Here is a 17843-nt window from a genome sequence, read left to right as displayed (position 1 = left end):
GTGCGAGGCTCAGGAAAGCGCTCCCACGGCTGTCCGTGTCGGATACCCCTGGGAGTTCGCTCGTGAGAAATCGCACCCGGCGGGCGGCGTCGATTGTCGCCACCGCCGTCACCACCACCCTCGTCGCCGGTGTCGTCACCGCCGTCTCGGCGCAGGCCGCCGCCGGCTGTCAGGTCACCTACCAGGTCGGCGCCCAGTGGGACGGCGGCTTCACCGCCGCCATCTCGATCAGGAACCTGGGCGACCCCGTCAGCGGCTGGCGGCTCGGCTGGACCTTCCCGGCCGGGCAGACCATCACCAGCGCGTGGGGCTTCACCGCCAGCCCGGCAAGCGGCACCGTGGTCGCCACCAACCTCGACTACAACGCCGCCATCGCCACCGGCGGCGTCGTGGACGTCGGGTTCAACGGCACCTGGACCGGCAGCAACCCCGACCCGGCCGGCTTCACGCTCAACGGCACGGCCTGCACCGGAACGACCACCCCCACCACCGCCGCGCCGACGACCCCGCCACCGCCGACCACCCCGCCACCCACCACCCCGCCACCGACGACGCCGCCACCCACCACGCCTCCGCCGCCGACGACGCCGCCACCGACCAGCGGGACGCCGACTGTCGCCTCGGACGGCACCGGCAGGTACCGCACGGTCCAGGCCGCCATCGACGCGGTGCCGGCGAACAGTTCCAGCCGCACCACCATCACCATCAAGCCCGGCACCTACCGCGAGGTCGTCCGGGTGGCGTCGAACAAGACCAACGTCACCCTGCGGGGGCTCGGCTCGTCGCCGTCGAACGTCGTGCTCGTCTACAACAACTCGGCCGGCACCCGTAAGCCGGACGGCACCACCTACGGCACCTTCAACAGCGCGAGCATGTTCGTCGACGGGGCGAACTTCGTCGCCGAGAACCTGACCATCGCCAACGACTTCGTGGAGAACACCTCGGGGGTCGACCAGCAGGCGGTGGCGCTGCACCTGAACGCCGACCGGGCGGTGCTGCGCAACGTGCGGCTCCTCGGCGACCAGGACACCTTCCTGGTCAACGACAAGACCCGGGCGTACGTGGTGGGCTCCTACGTGGAGGGCACCGTCGACTTCATCTTCGGCGGCGGCACGATCGTCATCGACGCCAGCTCGATCTACGAGAAGCGGTCGACCGGCGGGCCGATCACCGCCGCCCGGACGGCGGCCAGCAAGACGTACGGGATGCTGATCTACCGGTCGACGATCACCGGGGCGACCAACAACACCACCCAGCTCGGTCGCCCGTGGGGGCCGGACGCCCAGGTCCTCTACCGGGAGTCGACGCTGAGTGCGACCCTGAAGACCGCCCAGCCCTGGATCGACATGTCCGGCAACGTGTGGCAGAACGCGCGGTTCCGCGAGTACCGCAACACCGGGCCCGGCGCCGGCACGAACGGCAACCGTCCGCAGCTCACCGACGCGCAGGCGGCCACCTACACGCCGCAGCGCTACCTTGCCGGCAGCGACGGCTGGAACCCGATGTGAGCACCCGGCCGCCGGGACGCTGACCGGCGGTGATCCGCCGGCCCGGCCGTGCGCGTCGATACCGACGCGCACGGCCGGGCCGGTCAGGAGACCGCCCGGTCCGTGTCGTCCGGGCGGGTACGCAGGACGCCGGGTTCCCGTCGCGACCCCGGGCTGACCTCCCCGACACGGGGGTGATGGCGACGCAGGGTGAGCCGGCCGCGCCAAAGGGTGCAAGGTCTTGCGGATCATTGCCGGCAGATGTCGAAAACTTTGCCGCAAGGTCTTGCAAAACCTTTCATCGATGCCGCATCGTCTTCTCCACCGGACGGCCGTCCACACCCACCAGTGCCTCTTCGACCCCCGGAAGCAGGTCCACTCCTGATGTCCACACCCCGCGTCCCCCGGGGAACCCGTCTGCGACGGGGCCTCCTCGCCCTCGCTGTCACCGCCTCCTCCCTCGCCGCGTTGAGCGCGCTGCCGGCCACCGCCCCCGCGACCGCCGCCACGGCCCTCAACGACAGCGAGGTCACCGCCAACCTCTGGGAATGGAACTGGCGCTCCGTCGCCGCCGCGTGCACCGACCACCTCGGCCCGGCCGGCTACGGCGCGGTCCAGGTCGCCCCGCCGCAGGAGTCGGTCAGCCTGCCGAGCAGCGCCGACGGCGTCCACCCGTGGTACGAGGTGTACCAGCCGGTCTCCTACCGGCTGGAGAGCCGGTTCGGCACCCGGCAGCAATTCGCCGACATGGTCACCACCTGCCACAACGCCGGCGTACGGGTGTACGTCGACGCGGTGGTCAACCACATGGCCGGCGCCAACAACCCCGAGTCGGTCGTCGGGTACGCCGGCACCGACTTCTCCGGCCCCGGCTACAGCTTCCCGGCCGTGCCCTACGGCTCCGGCGACTTCCACCGCCCAGGTGACAACTGCCCGACCTCCGGTGCGATCAACGACTGGAACAACGAGGCCCAGGTGACCAGCTGCGAGCTGCTGTCCCTGACCGACCTCTACACCGAGAAGGACAGCGTCCGCACCAAGATCGCCGGGTTCCTCAACGACCTGGTCGGCCTCGGCGTCGACGGGTTCCGGGTGGACGCGGTCAAGCACGTCAAGAAGGACGACTTCGCCGCCATCCTCGGCAAGGTGCGCAACACCACCGCCGAGAACAAGCGTCCGTACGTCGCCCAGGAGATCTTCGACGGGGCCAGCAACGACGCCCTCAAGGCCCGCGCCTTCATCGGCAACGGCGACGTGCTCGACTTCGGGTACGCCAAGGGCCTGAAGTCGGCGTTCCAGGGCTCGATCGCCAACCTGGCCAACGTCGGGAGCTGGAACCTCGACGCGCCCAGCGCCAACGTGTTCGCCATGGTCACCAACCACGACCTGGAGCGCGACGGGGTGGTGCTGTCCTACCGCGACGGCAGCGACTACGTCCTGGCCAACTACTTCGCGTTGGCCTACCCGCACGGCAAGCCGTCGGTCTACGACAGCTTCACCTGGTCCAACCGTAACCAGTCGCCGCCCGCCGACGGCAACGGGTACGTCACCGACACCGTCTGCGGCAACAGCTGGAACTGCCTGACCCGGTCCACCGGGATCAAGGGCATGGTCGGCTGGGCGAACACCGCGAAGTCGGTCAAGACCGTCTCCGACTTCACCGTGGTCAACAGCAACGTCATCGGCTTCCACCGGGGCGACCGGGCCTGGATCGGGATCAACGACTCCGGGTCCGCCAGCACCGCCACCTTCACCACCGGCCTGGCCGACGGGTCGTACTGCGACGTGATCTCCGGGGCGCGCGGCACGTCCGGCTGCACCGGCACCACGGTGACCGTCAACGGCGGCCGGGCCACCGTGCAGATCCCCGCCAACGGCGCGGTGGCGCTGCACGTCAACGCGAAGGGCGGCCCGGCGACCACGCCCACCGCCACCCCGACACCCACGGCCAGCGCCACGCCGACGCCGACCGCGCCGGCCGGCACGGTCGCCACCACCTTCACCGTCACCGCGTCCCTCGCCGGTGGTCAGGACGCCTACGTCGTCGGCAGTGTGCCGGCGCTGGGTTCGTGGGCTCCGGCCGCCGCGGTCAAGCTGACCGCGCTGGGCGGGGGGACGTACCGGGCGGTGGTCAACCTGCCGGCGGCCACGGCGGTGGAGTTCAAGTTCCTCAAGCAGACCACGGCCGGCGTGGTGACCTGGGAGTCGGGGAGCAACCGGACGTTGACCACACCGGGCAGCGGCACCGCGTCGGTCACCGACACCTTCCGGGGTGACCCGGCCGGCACCCAGGGGGCGTCGTTCACCGTCACCGCCACCACCTCGTACGGACAGAATGTCTTCGTGGTGGGCAGCGTCGCGGCGCTGGGCTCGTGGAACCCGGCCAACGCGGTGGCGCTCTCCTCGGCTGCGTACCCGTCGTGGCGGGCCACGGTCGCCCTGCCGGCGAACACCACGTTCGAGTACAAGTACCTCAAGAAGAACCCTGACGGCACGGTGACCTGGGAGTCCGGTGGCAACCGCAGCGCCACCGTCGGGTCGGGCGGCTCGTGGAGCACCAACGACACCTGGCGGTGACGCCCCGGCGGCGGCCGGTCCCCTCGTGGGGCCGGCCGCCGCGTCGTGCGGCGGACCCGACCGTCGGACTTCCCGCGCGTCCTGCCGGTCCACCGGCCGCAGGGTCAGCCGCTGCGGTTACGAGCGCATCGCCAGGAATCCCGGCCGTACGATCGAGTGGCCCGATGACGCCTGGCCGAGCGAGGTCACCCCGGCCAGGACACGACGCCAGGTCTCGCTCCACGTCTCCAGCAGCGGGCCGAGAGGCTGCGGCACGGTGGACGCCGACCGCAGCGCCTCGTCGATCTGCTCGGTCCATCGTCGGCGCAGGTCCGTGCGTGTGTAGTCGGCGACCGCGACGACTTCCCGGCAGTCGGGCGTGCCGCAGTCGCAGCGCATCGACCAGCCCTCGTCGGCGAAGAAGGTCGAATAGTCACAGGTGACCTCGGTGTCCACGGGAATGTCGGCGACCGCTATCCCGAAGTCCAGACCGAAGTCGAGGACGTTCGCCGCGCAGGAGTGGTTCATCATGGCCGCGCCCGCGCACGGCACCAGCAGCGAACCGTCCCCGAGCAGGTGCCCCCAGGTGTCCAGCCGCCGGTCGACGTCGGCGGGGAGCAGCGTGCGCTGCGCCGGCGTCCAGGTCGGACAGTTGACGCAGGGGAACCACACCACCGTCCCCGCCGGAATCTCCACCGTCGAGCGTAGACCGACGTGGTGCGTCGTGCTCGCATGCGGCTGTATGCCTCCGTGCAGCACGGTCAGCTCAACTCGAGGATGTTGTTGAGTTGCTTCTCGATCCGGCCGACGTGGTCGTGGTCGGCGCCGACGATCAGGAACCGCCACTTGCGGTCCAGCGCCCGGGTGTCGGCGGTCAGCACCACGCCGGTGCCGTCGGTGAAGGCGATGCCCGCCGACTGGAGGGCCTTGACCGCCTGGGCGAAGCTCAGTTCCCGCGAGCCGACGCGTGAGTCGGCGAGCCACACCACCTGCTGGTCGTCCGGGACGAGCCGGCGCACCAGGAACTCCAGGTAGGTGGTGCCGGTGCGACGTACGTTCGTCTCGGTGACGAACAGCCGGCCGGCCGAGGTGATCGCGTCGAGGTCGAACGGGCCACGGTAACCCGCGGCGTGCAGTCGGGCGCCCCAGGTCAGGCCGTGCGCAGACAGCTCGTCGAGGTGACCGGTCCACCGGGACGGCGGGGTGAGCTGCCCGCTGAAGCTGCCGTTCGGCGTGTTCATCTGCCCGGTGTGCACCACCACCGGGCCGTCCTGGGCCGACCACATCTCGACGGTGAGCACCTCGTCCACCTGCAGCAGCTCCTCCACCAGCCACCCCTCCGGTTGCCCGGCCAGCGACCGGAGCTGCGCGTCGAGCAGGTCGTCCAGCTCGGGGCGCTGGTGGGGATGGACGAACAGCAGCCCGAAGCCGTTGGAGCTGCGGTCGAGCTTGACCACGGCGCCCTTGCCGGCACCGAGGAGGCGGTCGAGCGCCGCGCGCAGCTCCGTCCGGTCGGCGCAGAACACCCCCGGCACGGTGGGAATGTGCAACCGCTCGGCCAGGTCGTGGAACCCGGACTTGGTGTTGAGCCGGTAGGCGGTCTCCACCGCCGCGTCCGGCACGCCGTCGGCGTAACCGTCCACGTCGAGACCGAGTTCGGCGAAGAGCTCCAACGTCGGGCGGTCGAGTGCGAACGGCAGGCCACGCACGCCCGGCCGCGTGGCCAGCAGCCCACGTAGCGACTCCACCAGGTCGAGGTCGCGCAGCCGGTGGGCCAGGGGACGCAGCGGGGTCGAGTCGGCGACCAGCAGCTCCACGTCACCGGGCTGTAGGCCGAGCGTCTCGTGGGCGTACTCCCAGAACTGCCGGGGTGGCTCCACGGGGAGGACCACGACGTCACCGGGTCGGGTGAGCCAGATCTTCCGCGGTGACACGGCGATCAGGGCACGGGCGTGCCGTTCGTCGGGCACCCGCACCATGAGTTCGTTGACCAGGTTGGCGAACAGGCACAGTGGATACGACCGGGTCTCAGCCATCACGCCCGCTCCGCTGCTTGGTGCCGCCGTATATGGCGTGGCCCGCCTTCATCCAGTAGACGTCCACGTCGGTGAAGCCCACGTCATCGAGCCAGCGGAGATGGTCGGGCAGCGGGGACGGCTTGTCCAGCTCGTCCGGGTACTCGAAGCAGCTCCACTCGAGAGCGTGGAACGCCCGGTAGGGCTCGTCGCCCAGGCCGGTGCGGTCGGCGTTGTCCCGCACCCACTCGTCCCACATCCGGCGGGCCAGTTCCCGGGAGCGGGGGCCGACCGGTTCGACGAGGTCGGCGATCACGAGCGAGCCGCCGGGGGCGAGCATGTCGTACACGTCCCGGTAGAGCTGCTGCTTCTCCTTCCCGGTGAGGTGGTGGACGGCCAACGACGACACCACCGCCGCGGGCGCGACGTCGCGCCGTCGCCAGTCGGGGGCGCCCAGCTCGAATCGCTCGACGCCGAACCTGTCGCCGAACCCGGCCAGTTCCCGGGACGCTTCGCTGAGCATCGCGTCGCTGGCGTCGAGACCCACCACGCGGCACGCGGGGTGGTCGACCAGGAGCCGACGGCTGAGCGCGCCGGGCCCACTGCACAGGTCCAGCGCCACACCGTCACCGAGCGGACCCACCATCGCACTGATGACGGCCATCTGCTCGGCACGGTCGGGGACGAAGTGTTCGGCGAAGCGGATGAACGACGCGGAATCGTCCTCGCTCCACAGCGCGGTTGTCATGCTGGGCCTTTCTCGTGTTCGATCAGAAACGTGGTGACCAGGTCGGTGATGTGGTCGATGCGGTCGACGTGGCACATGTGTCCACAGCGGTCGAGAATCCCCGTCCGCACGTTCGGGCCGCACCCGGCGAGCCGGGCCAGATGCGCAGGACCGGCCCAACCGTCGAGGTCCCCGGCGAGGGCCAGCACGGGGCAGTCGACCCGGGCCAGGTCGGCGGTGACCGCGTCGAGGTCGGGGAAGACGTGTTCCTCGAAGTAGCGCATGGCGTGCAGGTTGACCGGCTGCTCGGCGACCCGGGCCTGCCACCGCCTGGCGTGCGCGGTCATCGGGGCCACCCACAGCGGGATGATGGCGGCGATGAACCGGCCGAGGTCGCGTTCCGGTGGGTACCCGTCGCCCTGCTCGGCCAGTGCCTGCCGGGCCGCTGCGCACTCCGGTTCCGCCGCCCGCGCGGCCTGTAGCGCCTCCGCTTCGGCCTCGGCGCGGTCGCCGCCGTAGGCGGGGGTGCCGAGCAGGACGAGCGTGCGGACCAGGTCGGGACGCGCGGCGGCGACCCGGGTCGCCACCACGCCCCCGTGGGAGTGGCCGAGCAGATGCACCGGTGCGTCGCCGCACGCCTCGATCCACGCGACGGCGTCGGCGACGTACTCGTCCACCGAGTAGGCGTCCGGGCGCGTCGGCCGGGGGCTGCTGCCGGTGCCGCGCGGATGCAGCAGCGCGACCTCGTGGCGGTCGGCGAGCGTGTAGACCGCGTCGAGGTAGTCCGGATGCATTCCGGGGCCGCCCGGGTGGCAGACCAGCAGCGGTCCCTCGCCCCGCCGGGACGCGGCGAGCGGGACCGGCTTCACCATGCCTCCCGCCCGGCCGCCTCCCGGGGGATGACCAGGGCACCCCACAGCGCCGCGAGGAGCGCGAAGCCCGCCGCGACCGCGTACGCGAGCGCCCCGGAACGCTCGACCAGAACGCCGCCGAGCGCGGTGCCGACCGGGAACCCGATCAGGTTGATGCTGATGGAGACCGTCATGACCCGGCCCAGCCGCGCGGGATCGGTCCGCCGTTGCCGCAGCGACAGCACGCTCACGTTGAGGGCGCCCTCCAGCAGACCGAACAGCGCCAGCCCGACCGCCAGGGTGGCGAGCATCGCGATGGCGCCCAGCGGGTAGACCGCGAAGGCGGAGAGCACCGTGGTGACGATCAGCAGCAGCCGTTCCCGACCGGCCCGCAGCAGTTTGCCCGCGGTCAGCGCACCGACCGCACCACACAGACCCACCAGGCTCCAGAGCGCGCCGGCGTACTGCTCGGTGGGTCCTGCGCCGTCGACCCGCTGGGCCACCGAGACCGGCACCGCCACGACGAGGACCCCGAAGGTGACCTGGTAGCAGGAGTAGGACAGGGCGAGCCCGCGCAGGGTGGGGTTGCGGACGAGGTAGGTGATGCCTTCCCACGCCTCGCGCAGCAGGTGCCGGCGTTCCGGCCGGGGCGGCTCGGCCGCTGACCCCCGGAGCAGCAGCAGGCTCAGCGCGGCCAGCACGTACATCGCGACCACCAGGACCAGCGCCGGGTCGGGGCCGATCAGCGCGATCACGGCACCACCGACCAGCGGACCGACGACCTCGATGACCGAGTAGGTGCTGAGGTCCAGCGCGTTGGCCTTGTCGTAGGCGTCGTCGGGCACGAACCGGGGGAACAGCGTCCGGATCCCGCCCGCGCTGAGCGGGCTGGTCAGCGAGTACAGACCCAGCAGGGTCAGCAGCACGGCGGGGGTGAGCCAGTCACCCACGGAGGCCAACGCGATCAGGCCGATGAGGAGGGCGCTGACGAGGTTGTCCAGGATGACCGCGCGGGCGGCGCCCACCCGGTCGAGCAGCGCGCCGGCCATCGGGCTGACCAGGAAGCCGGGCAGGGTCAGGAAGAACCCGCTCAACCCGGCCAGGACCGGGGAACGGAACTGCGCGAGCACGTAGAGCACGACGACGAACAACAGCATCTCGGACGCCAGCCGGGACAACGAGGCCGACAGCAGGAGCTGAGGCACGTTGCGGGTGGTGAGCACCTGCCGGTAGGTCATCGGTGGTGCCGGCGTCAGCACGGGGTCGGCCGTCATCGCGGGGATGGTCCGGTCAGCAGACCGGCGGCGAGCAGGTACGGGCGCATCCGCTGCCAGCCGCGCGACTCGTACCACGTCTTGTCGAACCCGCCGACCGGTCGTACCGGGAACGCGTCGCGCTCCACGCCGTCGGCCAGGGTGCGCCACAGCACGTCGACGAGTGAGCAGTGCTCGACGGCCGTCCGCAGTTCCGACATCGTGTACGCCGGCCCTTCCATACGCACCAGTCTGATGTCGTAACAACCACGGTATCCGTGCCCGAATATCTCGAACGGCGGTCGCCACACCTGCGCGCCGGGGGCCCGAATCGAGAACCGGACCCGGGAGGCCACATGCCCGCCGTGGTGGTGTTCCGCGTGCTCGGCGATGTCGGGCACCTGCGGCGGAAAGAAGTAGTGGCGTTGCTGCGGTATCACCGCACGGTCGAACTCGCCGGGCGCGAAGTGCCAACGGTTGTACATCATCCGTTGCGCGGCACGCCACAGGATGGGCACCGTCTCTTCCTCGGTGGCGAGCGGACGCATTCGGGTGGGATGTGGCAGGCAGCAGCAGAAGAAGTTGGCTTTCTTCAACGCCAGCGTGCCGTCCGGGGCACCCGGCCGGGCACCGCGCAGGCGGGCCAGATCGCGCACGGCGCTGCTCATTCCGTAGTCCGAGTCGGTCGCCGTGACCGCGGACAGGACGATCGCGCCCAGCAGTTCCCCGATCGCGCCGCCGTCGTCGGCGTCCGGCCCGGCACTCGCCGCGTCCAGGGCCGCTGCGGCCATGGTCATCGCCCGGAGGTCGGCGCGGACGTCGCCGGACAGGGACACCGCGAGGTTGACCCGGCCGTGCTCCGCCACCAGCTCGGGCACCGTCGCCGGATCGCGCGGCAACGGGATGTCCGCCAGGTACTCGTTCTTGACGAAGGTCAGCCCGTTGATGCGGCGGTAGCGCATCCACGGTGAGTGGTCGACCTCCACCATCAGGGCCCGCACCCGTTCGGCGAGCTCCGTCAGGGACAGCCGGTGCAGGTCGGACGGCTCGTGACCCGTTGCCGTGCAGTAGGTGGCATAGCGGTCGGTGAGGTAGTCGCGTAGCGCGGTCGCCGAGAGCTGCCGGGCGTTGAACTCCTCGAACCGGACCGACCGGCCACTGGTGAACAGGCAGTGCGCGGCGACCACGAACAGCCGGTCGGCGCTGCGCCACTGCTCGGGCGGCCGGTTGCGCAGTTTTTCCAGCAGCGCGTCGCGGGTCAACGTGTTGGAGCCCGCGTCGGACTTGGAGAAGACCTCCCGCCCGACGAGCACGTACACCGTCTCGACCCGTTCCACCCGGTCGGCCAGCTCGACCAGTCGACGGTCGAGTTCTCCGGTGGCGACCCAGTCACGCAGGACGGCATCGACGGCGAGGAGTTCGGCGTCCTCCCGGGCCTGCCGCACCCGGGTCTCCTCGGCCGCCATCTCCAGCACCTCGGGGGGCAGCCGCAACCAGCCCAGCGTCTCGGCGTGCTCGGGCGGCTCCTCCTCGGCGGGCCAGAAGGCGAGCCCGGACAGCACCGCCGTGGTGACCCGCACCGACGGGCCGATGGTCGGCCGCTCGTGCACGACCTCGACGTCGGGGCGACCGAGGACCTGCTGCACGAGAATCGATTCCCACAAGGTCAGCCGTGAACAGGCCAGCCGGAATGACAGTCGCCCTCCGTTGGTGAGTTTATCCAATAGCCAGTGAGAAGCTTCGTGGGCAGGCGACATCGCGGACGCCACGGCATTCACAGTCACGAACCACCTTCATGAAGTGCGGCCTGGGAGTTGTGCTCCCGAGGACCGAAGTCATGGCCAGTCACTGCCGTGAATGTACACCAACCGCATGTTCGGGGGGCTCCCGAACGCCGGTTGCCCTAATGACTGTCCGAAGGGGACGATACCATCGCCGGCCCCGCGATAGGGGGTGGCGTCTATCGACCATGGTCTTGTTAAACTGCGCGCTCGGTGCCGGCTTGTCCGCGATCCGCCGGACCAGGCGGAATGGGGATCGGGCCAGCGGAATCAGGATGAGGCGTGCGGACTGTCAGGAGCTGGCATGGCGATTGTGACACCAGTGTGAACGCAAGGGTGTCGACTTATCCCGCACCATCGGCGGACCGCGTGCTCCCCGGCGGTGCGCCGCAGCCGGTCACCGCCACGTGGGGCGGGCCGTCGCCGGCTGCCACGACGCCGTCGGTCACCCGGCCGCCCTGCTGCGGTCCTGTGAACCCGCGCCCGCCTGCGGCCGACGCATGGTTCGTCTGCGCCGTGCGGGTGAGCGCGATGGAGGCGGCGGCGTGACCGGGGTCCGGCTGCTGCGGTTGGACGAGGCGGCCGCCATGACGGCGTGGGCCGAACTGTGTGGGCCCGCCGACCTGTTCAACGCCCCCGCCTGGCTCGCCGTCGAGCGGGAGGCCGTCGGCCCCTGGGTGCCCAGGGCGAACGGCTGCCTGGTCCGGGCCGAGGGCGAGACGGTCCTGGCCGGCGTGACGGTCCAGCAGTTCGGCCTGGACGTCGACGACGAGACCGTCCGGCTGGACAAGATGTTCCCGGCGGACTCGCCGGTGCTGGGGCACCCTGCCGAGGTGCTCGCCGGGGCGCTCCAGCCGTCCCTCATGTGCGGCACCTGGTTCAACTCGTCGATACTCACCCCGCCGCACGCCCCTGCCGGGCGGACCGACCGCGCCCGGCAGGAACTGGTCGACGCCGTGGTCGACCTGGCCGATGACTGGGGCAGTGCGGCGGTGTTCTTCCCGTTCGTCGACGCGGCCGACACCGGGCTGCGGCGTACGCTGCGGGAAGCGGGCTTCGTCGAGTTCGCCGCCCCGGCCCGGCACATCTTCGAATGCGGTCACGGCGACTACGACGAGTTCGTCGCGTCGCTGCCGTCGCGGAAGCGGAACAGGCTGCGCAGGGAGTTCGCGGCCGTCGAACGGGCCGGCGTGCGGACTGCGGTCGAGCCGCTCGACGCAACCACCGTGGATCACGCCGCCCGGCTGGCCCACCTGCTCGAACAGAAGTACGGGCAGTGCTCCAGCTACGAGCAGTTCCAGGCGTGGTTCGACGCGATCGCCAGGCACACCGAGGCGCTGGTGTTCACCGCGGCCCGGGACGCCGGTCCCCCGGTGGCGATGAGCATGTGGATCCACCACCAGGGACGGCTGTACGGCTTCCATGCCGGGTTCGACTACGAGCGTTGCCAGGGCCTGCCCATGTACTCGTTGGTCGGTTACCACCTGCCGATGCGCTACGGCTTCGCCGACGCCGGCACGTCGGTGCTGGAGTACGGCGTGGGCTCGGACGAGGCCAAACGCCTGCGGGGCACCACCGCCCTGCCGCAGGTGCTGTGCGTCAAGGCGCTGTCCCGTCGGGCCCGGCTGGTCCTCGACGACGCCACCGCCTAGCTGCGGGCGGGTCGCCGTCCGGTCGGGGCCGCCGCTGTGGGCGGGGCCCCGACCCGTGGGTTCAGCGCCCCTGGAGGGTGCGGACGTTGTCGCCGAACGTCCAGCCCTTGGACCCGTCCCAGTTCACCGACCAGGTCATCAGCCCCTTGAGGCCGCCCCGGTAGGTGTTCCACGCCTGCGCCACCGACGTCGGCGCGAGGTAGCCGCCGCCGGCGCCGGGCTGCGCGGGCAGGCCGGGCACCTGCCTGTCGTACGGAACCCGGATGGTGGTGCCCTGGACGACCAGGCCGGCGTTGAGGCAGTCGGTCTGGGCGGTGAAGCCCGCCACCGTCCCGGCCGGGTACGAGTCACCGGCGCAGCCGTACATGCTGCCGTTGTAGTACTGCATGTTGAGCCACCAGAGCCGGCCGTTGTCGACGTACCGTTTGATGACCGGCAGGTACGCGCCCCAGATGGAGCCGTAGGTGACGCTGCCGCCTGTCACGTACGCGGTCTCCGGGGCCATGGTCAGGCCGAAGCCGGCAGGCATCTGGGCCAGCACGCCGTCGATGATGCGGATCAGGTTCGCCTGTGAGGTGGACGGGCGGGTGATGTCGCCGCTGCCGGTGAGCCCGGTTTCGATGTCGATGTCGATGCCGTCGAAGTGGTAGCGCTTGAGGATCGGCACGACGGTGGCGACGAACCGGTCCGCGACGGCCGCCGAGCCGAGGTCGATGCCGGCGGTGGCGCCGCCGATCGACAGCAGCAGGGTCAGCCCGGCGGCCTTGGCCTGGCACATCTCGGTCGGGGTGGGCACCTTGACGGTGGCGTCCATGCCGTCCTCCCAGAGCACCGTGCCGTCGGAGCGGATCACCGGGAAGGCGGCGGTGACCACGTTGTAGCCGTGCCCGGTGATCCGGGCGTCGGTGATCGGTATCCAGCCCAGCGGCGGGTGGACGCCGTTGGCCGCGCCGTCCCAGTTCTCCCAGTAGCCCTGGAGCACCTTGCCTGTCGGCCGGGCCTTCAGCGCGCAGCCCGTGCCGTCCGGCGGCGGTGTCGTCGTGCCGGGGGTGGGTGTCGGGGTCGGGGTGCGGGTCGGGGTGGGTGTCGGGGTCGGGGGCCGGGTGGGCGTGGCGGTGGGGCTCGGCGTCAGGGTGGGGGAGGGGGTGCCGGTGCAGACGCCGAGGTCCCGCCAGAGGGCCGGCACGGCTGCCGGGTTCCAGCCGGCGCCGGCCGGCGGGGTGTGGGTCACCAGCGACTCGTAGAGCCGGCCGAGGTAGCTGACCCGGGTGCCGACGGGGTAGCTGACGCCCTCGGCCCAGGCCGGTGCGGAACAGGCCGCCAGGGCGCTGGCGGCACCCGTGGCGGTGGTCGGCGCGGCGAAACCGTTCGCGGCGGGCAGTGCGGCGGCGAGCAGCACCGCACCGGCCAGCCAGGCTGTCGTCCCGGGTCGAAGTCGCATGACATATACCTCCTCGTCGATGGCCGGGAGGCTATCAGTTAACTTTGTTTAATGTAAATGCCTGCGCGTGGGCGTGCCGCCCGCCTGGGCCGGGCCGGGCGGGCGGCGTCGCCGGCCGTCGGGTCGGGCCGCCGGGGCGGGACCGTCGTCAGGGGATCGGGTTCCAGCCGTCGGTGCCGGCCAGGTAGCGCTGCGGGGTGTGGGTCGGGGCCTGCTCGTCGGTCAACTGTGGCCGGTCGGCGGTGACCGTCGACCCCGGACCGCTGTTGCGGTATTCGGCGAACCGGGCGTCGCGCCACGAGAAACCGGACATGTCGATCCAGGGGGAGTCCTTCACGTGTGCGCCGAGCACGCTGTCGCGGAACACCACCTGCCCGATCGCGTTGACGTCCCCGCTCGGGTGCCACGGCCGGCCGAGGTGCACGCTCTGCGCCGCCGCCGCGTCGGTGGTCAGGGTGCAACCGGTGAAGAGCAGACCGTACGGGTTGGCGATCATCGTGGAGGCCGCCGTGACGTACCCGTTGTTGCTGGTGGAGCCCCGGTCGAGCGACCGGATCTCGCAACCGTCGAAGACCCCGGTGCCCCGGCCGAAGATGAAGTCGACGTCGCCCTCGACGTAGCAGTCCCGGAAGTACGCCCGGCCGACAGCGTCGACGGAGGCGCTGTTGTGGTAGAGCGTGTCCTGGTTGCCCAGGAACCGCACGTCGTCGAAGACCAGCCGGTCCGCCCGGGTCAGTACGGCCACCGCCTGCTCGGCGCTGTAGTCGTGCGCCGCCTCGTCGAAGTCGTTGGCGAAGGTCAGGTGCCTGGCGGTGAAGTCGTTGCCGTCGATGGTCACCGAGGCGCTGCCCGACGTGCCGTACGTGCCACCGCCCGGCTTCGGGGTGCCCGAGGCGTTGTCGTAGACGATCACCACGTCCCGGCCGTTCCCGGTCGACCCGACGAACGACACGTACGGCTTGCCGGCCGGGACCGTCACCGTCTCCCGGTAGGTGCCCGGCCGGATGGTGATGGTGTACCGGCTCGCGTTGCCCACCGGCACCGCGTCCACCGCCGCCTGCACGCTGGTGAAGTCCCCGCTGCCGTCCGGGGCGACCACCGAGGATCCCTCGGCCGGCCCGGTGGGCGTGGGCGTCGGGCCGGTGGGCGGCGGGGTGTCCGACGGGGTGGCGGTGGGGCTCGGTGGCGCACTGGTCGGCGCGGGTTCGCCCCGGGTCACCAGCACGTCGTCGAAGCGGGCGGTGGCGCTGCCGGTCTGCACGCCGATCCGGCCGGCCGCGGTCAGGGTTGCGGTGCCGGAGCCGACCGGGACACCGTCGACCCAGCCGCGGACCACCGTCCCGGCGACCTCGATCCGCAGCGTGTGCCAGCCGCCGACCGTCACCGGGTGGGACACCGCGCCCAGCGGGGTGACCCGGCCGCTGCGTACCGCCTCCAGCCGGACCTGGTCGCCGGCGTGCAGGGCCAGCCGGTAGTAGCTGGTCGCGCCGCTGGCGCGGGCCAGCAGCGCGACCATGCCGTTGCCGGGCAGGGTCAGCGGCTTCACCCGGGCCTGCACGGCCTGGTCGGCCCACGACGCGCTGCCGGCGAACAGCCGTGCGTCGCCGGTGTCGGCACTGGCCTGCTGTAACGCCGGGCTGTCGTCGGCGGCCACCGACCAGGTGCCGCCGGACCTCGACCAGCCGGCGAGGTCGCCGTCGGTGAAGTCGTCGCTGAACAGGGTGGCGGCATGGGCGACCTGCGCGCCGCCGAGCGGGGTGAGGGCGAGCAGCGCGGCGGCGAGCGCCGTGGCGGCGACGACGAGCGGGCGGCGGTTTCTGCGCATGGCGGATGAACCTCCGGGGACGGGGTGGAGGCGGGCGACGGTGCGTGAAAGCGCTTTCCTGGCGCACCGTAACCCCGCCCACGCGCGACTGTCAATGCAAGCCGACCCGGCCGAGCAGTGCCGCCGGGTCGATCCGCGGCACGGCGGCGATGTCCTGGACGGTGGACACCCGGTCCAGGGTTCCGACACCCGCTCCACCTTGTCCGCCCGGCTCTTCGACGTGCCCGACCGGTCGGCGAACACCCGCTGTGACAGGTTGCGCCGCCCCCATCAGTACGCCTCCCGCCTGCCCACCGGCAACGGCTCGCTACTGTCCATGACGCCACCGCCGGTCCGGCAGCGCCCGGGTCGTCTCCTCCGCCGGTATCCGTTCGGCCTCGGCCTGCGCGAGAAGCCGTTGCCGCGCAGCCTCGTGTTCCGCGGCCTGGATCTGCTCACCCCGACTCGGGGCCGGTTCGTCCTGCACGCTGTCCACCCGATCCTCCTTTGCGGTCGAGGTCTGGGAAGTTCGCCAGCTACGTGCGGACAATGCGCAGACAGCAGCTTCCGCCTGCTCAACGAGGCTGATCGTCCTGGTGACGTGCTCGTCCGACGTGGCGTGCGCACCACCGCAGGAACGCTCAGTCCTCGGTCTGCGGGCCGAGCAGGCGGATCTCCTCGATGTCCAGCGCCGCCTGCACCTCGCGCAGCACGCTGTCGTCGATCTCGTTGTTGTCGCGCAGCCGGGTCACCTCGCGGCGCTTGTGTTCCAGCACCCCCAGCCGCAGCCGGGTGTCCAACTCCTGGGCCCGGTCGGCCTCCCGTCCGCCACCGGACTCCGTCACCAGGTCCAGGTGGCGCTGGTAGTCGGTGCGTAACCGGTCCACCGCCGCCCCGTCGACGTCGAGGTTGGCGGCGACGTCCGGCAGCGCCGCCAACGCCACCTCGGTGGCCCGGCGGCGGGCGTGCCGGACCTCGTCCCCGCGCGCCTCGTCGCCGCGCAGGCCGGCCCAGCGGGCCACCGCCGGCAGGGTGATGCCCTGCACCAGCATGATCGACACGATCGCCACGGCGGTGCAGAAGATGATCAGATCCCGCTCCGGCACCGGCTGGTGCGTGGTGGCCGTGGTGACCGGCACCGCGAGGGCGGCGGCCAGCGACACCGCCCCCCGGAACCCCGCCCAGCCGGCCGCCACCCGGACCCGCCGGCTCACCCCGGCACCCCGACCCACCACCGGCAGACCGTAGGAGAACAGTTGTAACCACACCAGCCGGACCACCACCACCATCAGCGTGACCGAGGCGGCGATCGCCACCGACCGCACCAGCGAGGTGCTGGTCACGTGGTTCACCGCCCGGGGGATCTGCATGCCCAGCAGCACGAAGAGCGCGCCGTTGATCAGGAAGGTGGACAGGTCCCAGAAGGCGTACGCCAACACCCGGGACCGGGCCCGGATGATCCTCGGGCTGAAGTACGACAGCAGCAGCCCGGCCACCACGACGGCGAGCACCCCGCTCGCGTGCACCACCTCGGCCAGCAGAAACGCGGCGAACGGGGTGAGCACGCTCAGCGCGCCCTCCCGCAGCGGGTCGTCCAACCGGCGTCGGATCAGCACCACCACCAGGCCGACGACCAGCCCGGCGACGATCCCGCCGCCGGCCGAGCCGACGAACCGGCCCAGGAAGCCGAACACCCCCGGCGCGGTGCCACCGACGATCAACCCGACCGTCACCGAGAACAGCACCAGCGCGGTGCCGTCGTTGACCAGGCTCTCCGCCCGCAGTGTGGTCAGGATCCGGCGGGGCATCCGCTTCGCGAGGCCGGCCACCGCCGCCGCGTCGGTGGGGGCGAGCACCGCGCCCAGCACCCAGGCCGCCTGCGGGGTCATCCCGAGCCCTTTGGCGACCAGCGCCACCGCCACCATGGTCACCACCACCAGCGCCACTGCCAGCGAGGCGATCACCAGCAGGTTCGCCCGGATCTCCCGCAGGCTGATCACCAGGCTCTCCCGGTAGAGCACGGCCGGCAGGAAGAGCAGCAGCACCACCTCGGGTTCGAGCACCACGTCCGACAGCGGGGGCAGCAGCGCCAGCAGGCCACCCATGGTGATCAGCAGCACCGGCGGGGCGACCCGGTACCGGCCGCCGATGGTGGTGCCGACCAGCACGGTGGTGGCCAGCACCACGATCAGGACCAGGACGTCCACGGCACCCCCCGCCTCCACCCGACATGCTGGTACGAAGTCGACGGCGAGGCGGGGAGAATCCGGGATCTG

The 17843-nt window shown here is 71.5% G+C and carries 13 protein-coding genes; 3 read left to right on the top strand and 10 right to left on the bottom strand.

The window, feature by feature from the left end; genetic code table 11:
* The first annotated feature begins 62 nt into the window (after positions 1-62).
* Positions 63-1508, top strand: coding sequence for a pectinesterase family protein (locus JQN84_RS19920; protein WP_204959901.1), 1446 nt, complete (start codon positions 63-65; stop codon positions 1506-1508).
* Positions 1509-1871: 363 nt separating this feature from the next.
* Entirely contained in the window at positions 1872-4064 is a 2193-nt protein-coding gene (locus JQN84_RS19915) for a carbohydrate-binding module family 20 domain-containing protein (protein ID WP_204959899.1), read from the top strand.
* A 117-nt stretch (positions 4065-4181) separates the two neighbouring features.
* Here the strand turns inward: JQN84_RS19915 and JQN84_RS19910 are convergent, their stop codons facing one another.
* The 6 genes from JQN84_RS19910 to JQN84_RS19885 are packed head-to-tail and all read right to left on the bottom strand — an operon-like array spanning position 4182 to position 10535.
* Complete coding sequence (locus JQN84_RS19910; protein WP_372446002.1) at positions 4182-4802, bottom strand: SET domain-containing protein; 621 nt, start codon at positions 4800-4802, stop codon at positions 4182-4184.
* 2 nt (positions 4803-4804) lie between these two features.
* Positions 4805-6079 carry a preATP grasp domain-containing protein gene (locus JQN84_RS19905; RefSeq protein WP_204959894.1) on the bottom strand — a complete coding sequence of 425 codons (1275 nt, stop codon included), beginning with the start codon at positions 6077-6079 and terminating at the stop codon, positions 4805-4807.
* Positions 6072-6806 (bottom strand): class I SAM-dependent methyltransferase, encoded by a 735-nt coding sequence (locus JQN84_RS19900; protein WP_204959892.1) that lies wholly within the window; start codon positions 6804-6806, stop codon positions 6072-6074. Before JQN84_RS19900 ends, JQN84_RS19905 begins: the two co-directional genes overlap by 8 nt.
* Positions 6803-7657 carry an alpha/beta fold hydrolase gene (locus JQN84_RS19895; RefSeq protein ID WP_204959890.1) on the bottom strand — a complete coding sequence of 285 codons (855 nt, stop codon included), beginning with the start codon at positions 7655-7657 and terminating at the stop codon, positions 6803-6805. Before JQN84_RS19895 ends, JQN84_RS19900 begins: the two co-directional genes overlap by 4 nt.
* Positions 7651-8910, bottom strand: coding sequence for an MFS transporter (locus JQN84_RS19890; RefSeq protein ID WP_204959888.1), 1260 nt, complete (start codon positions 8908-8910; stop codon positions 7651-7653). Before JQN84_RS19890 ends, JQN84_RS19895 begins: the two co-directional genes overlap by 7 nt.
* A complete protein-coding gene (locus JQN84_RS19885) occupies positions 8907-10535 on the bottom strand; it encodes a hypothetical protein (protein ID WP_204959886.1) in 1629 nt (542 codons plus the stop codon). The genes JQN84_RS19890 and JQN84_RS19885 overlap by 4 nt, the downstream gene beginning before the upstream one ends.
* 680 nt (positions 10536-11215) lie before the next feature.
* On the opposite strand from JQN84_RS19885, the gene JQN84_RS19880 reads away from it, so the two are divergent.
* Positions 11216-12322: a GNAT family N-acetyltransferase gene (locus tag JQN84_RS19880; protein ID WP_204959884.1), complete on the top strand. Its 1107-nt coding sequence runs from the start codon at positions 11216-11218 to the stop codon at positions 12320-12322.
* A gap of 61 nt (positions 12323-12383) precedes the next feature.
* Here the strand turns inward: JQN84_RS19880 and JQN84_RS19875 are convergent, their stop codons facing one another.
* The 4 genes from JQN84_RS19875 to JQN84_RS19860 form a co-directional block, all read right to left on the bottom strand.
* The gene (locus tag JQN84_RS19875) at positions 12384-13763 is read right to left on the bottom strand and encodes a carbohydrate-binding protein (protein ID WP_204959882.1); all 1380 of its coding nucleotides are present in this window, start codon (positions 13761-13763) and stop codon (positions 12384-12386) included.
* Positions 13764-13911: 148 nt separating this feature from the next.
* Positions 13912-15588 (bottom strand): pectinesterase family protein, encoded by a 1677-nt coding sequence (locus tag JQN84_RS31505; protein ID WP_239485760.1) that lies wholly within the window; start codon positions 15586-15588, stop codon positions 13912-13914.
* A gap of 307 nt (positions 15589-15895) precedes the next feature.
* Positions 15896-16063, bottom strand: a complete 168-nt coding sequence (locus JQN84_RS19865) for a hypothetical protein (protein ID WP_204960353.1) — start codon at positions 16061-16063, stop codon at positions 15896-15898.
* Between the two features lie 145 nt (positions 16064-16208).
* Entirely contained in the window at positions 16209-17774 is a 1566-nt protein-coding gene (locus JQN84_RS19860) for a Na+/H+ antiporter (RefSeq protein WP_204959880.1), read from the bottom strand.
* Between the last annotated feature and the right edge of the window lie 69 nt (positions 17775-17843).

This window comes from Micromonospora humidisoli (assembly GCF_016900955.1).
Taxonomy (GTDB): domain Bacteria; phylum Actinomycetota; class Actinomycetes; order Mycobacteriales; family Micromonosporaceae; genus Micromonospora; species Micromonospora wenchangensis.
This window is presented reverse-complemented; position numbering and strand designations above follow the sequence as displayed.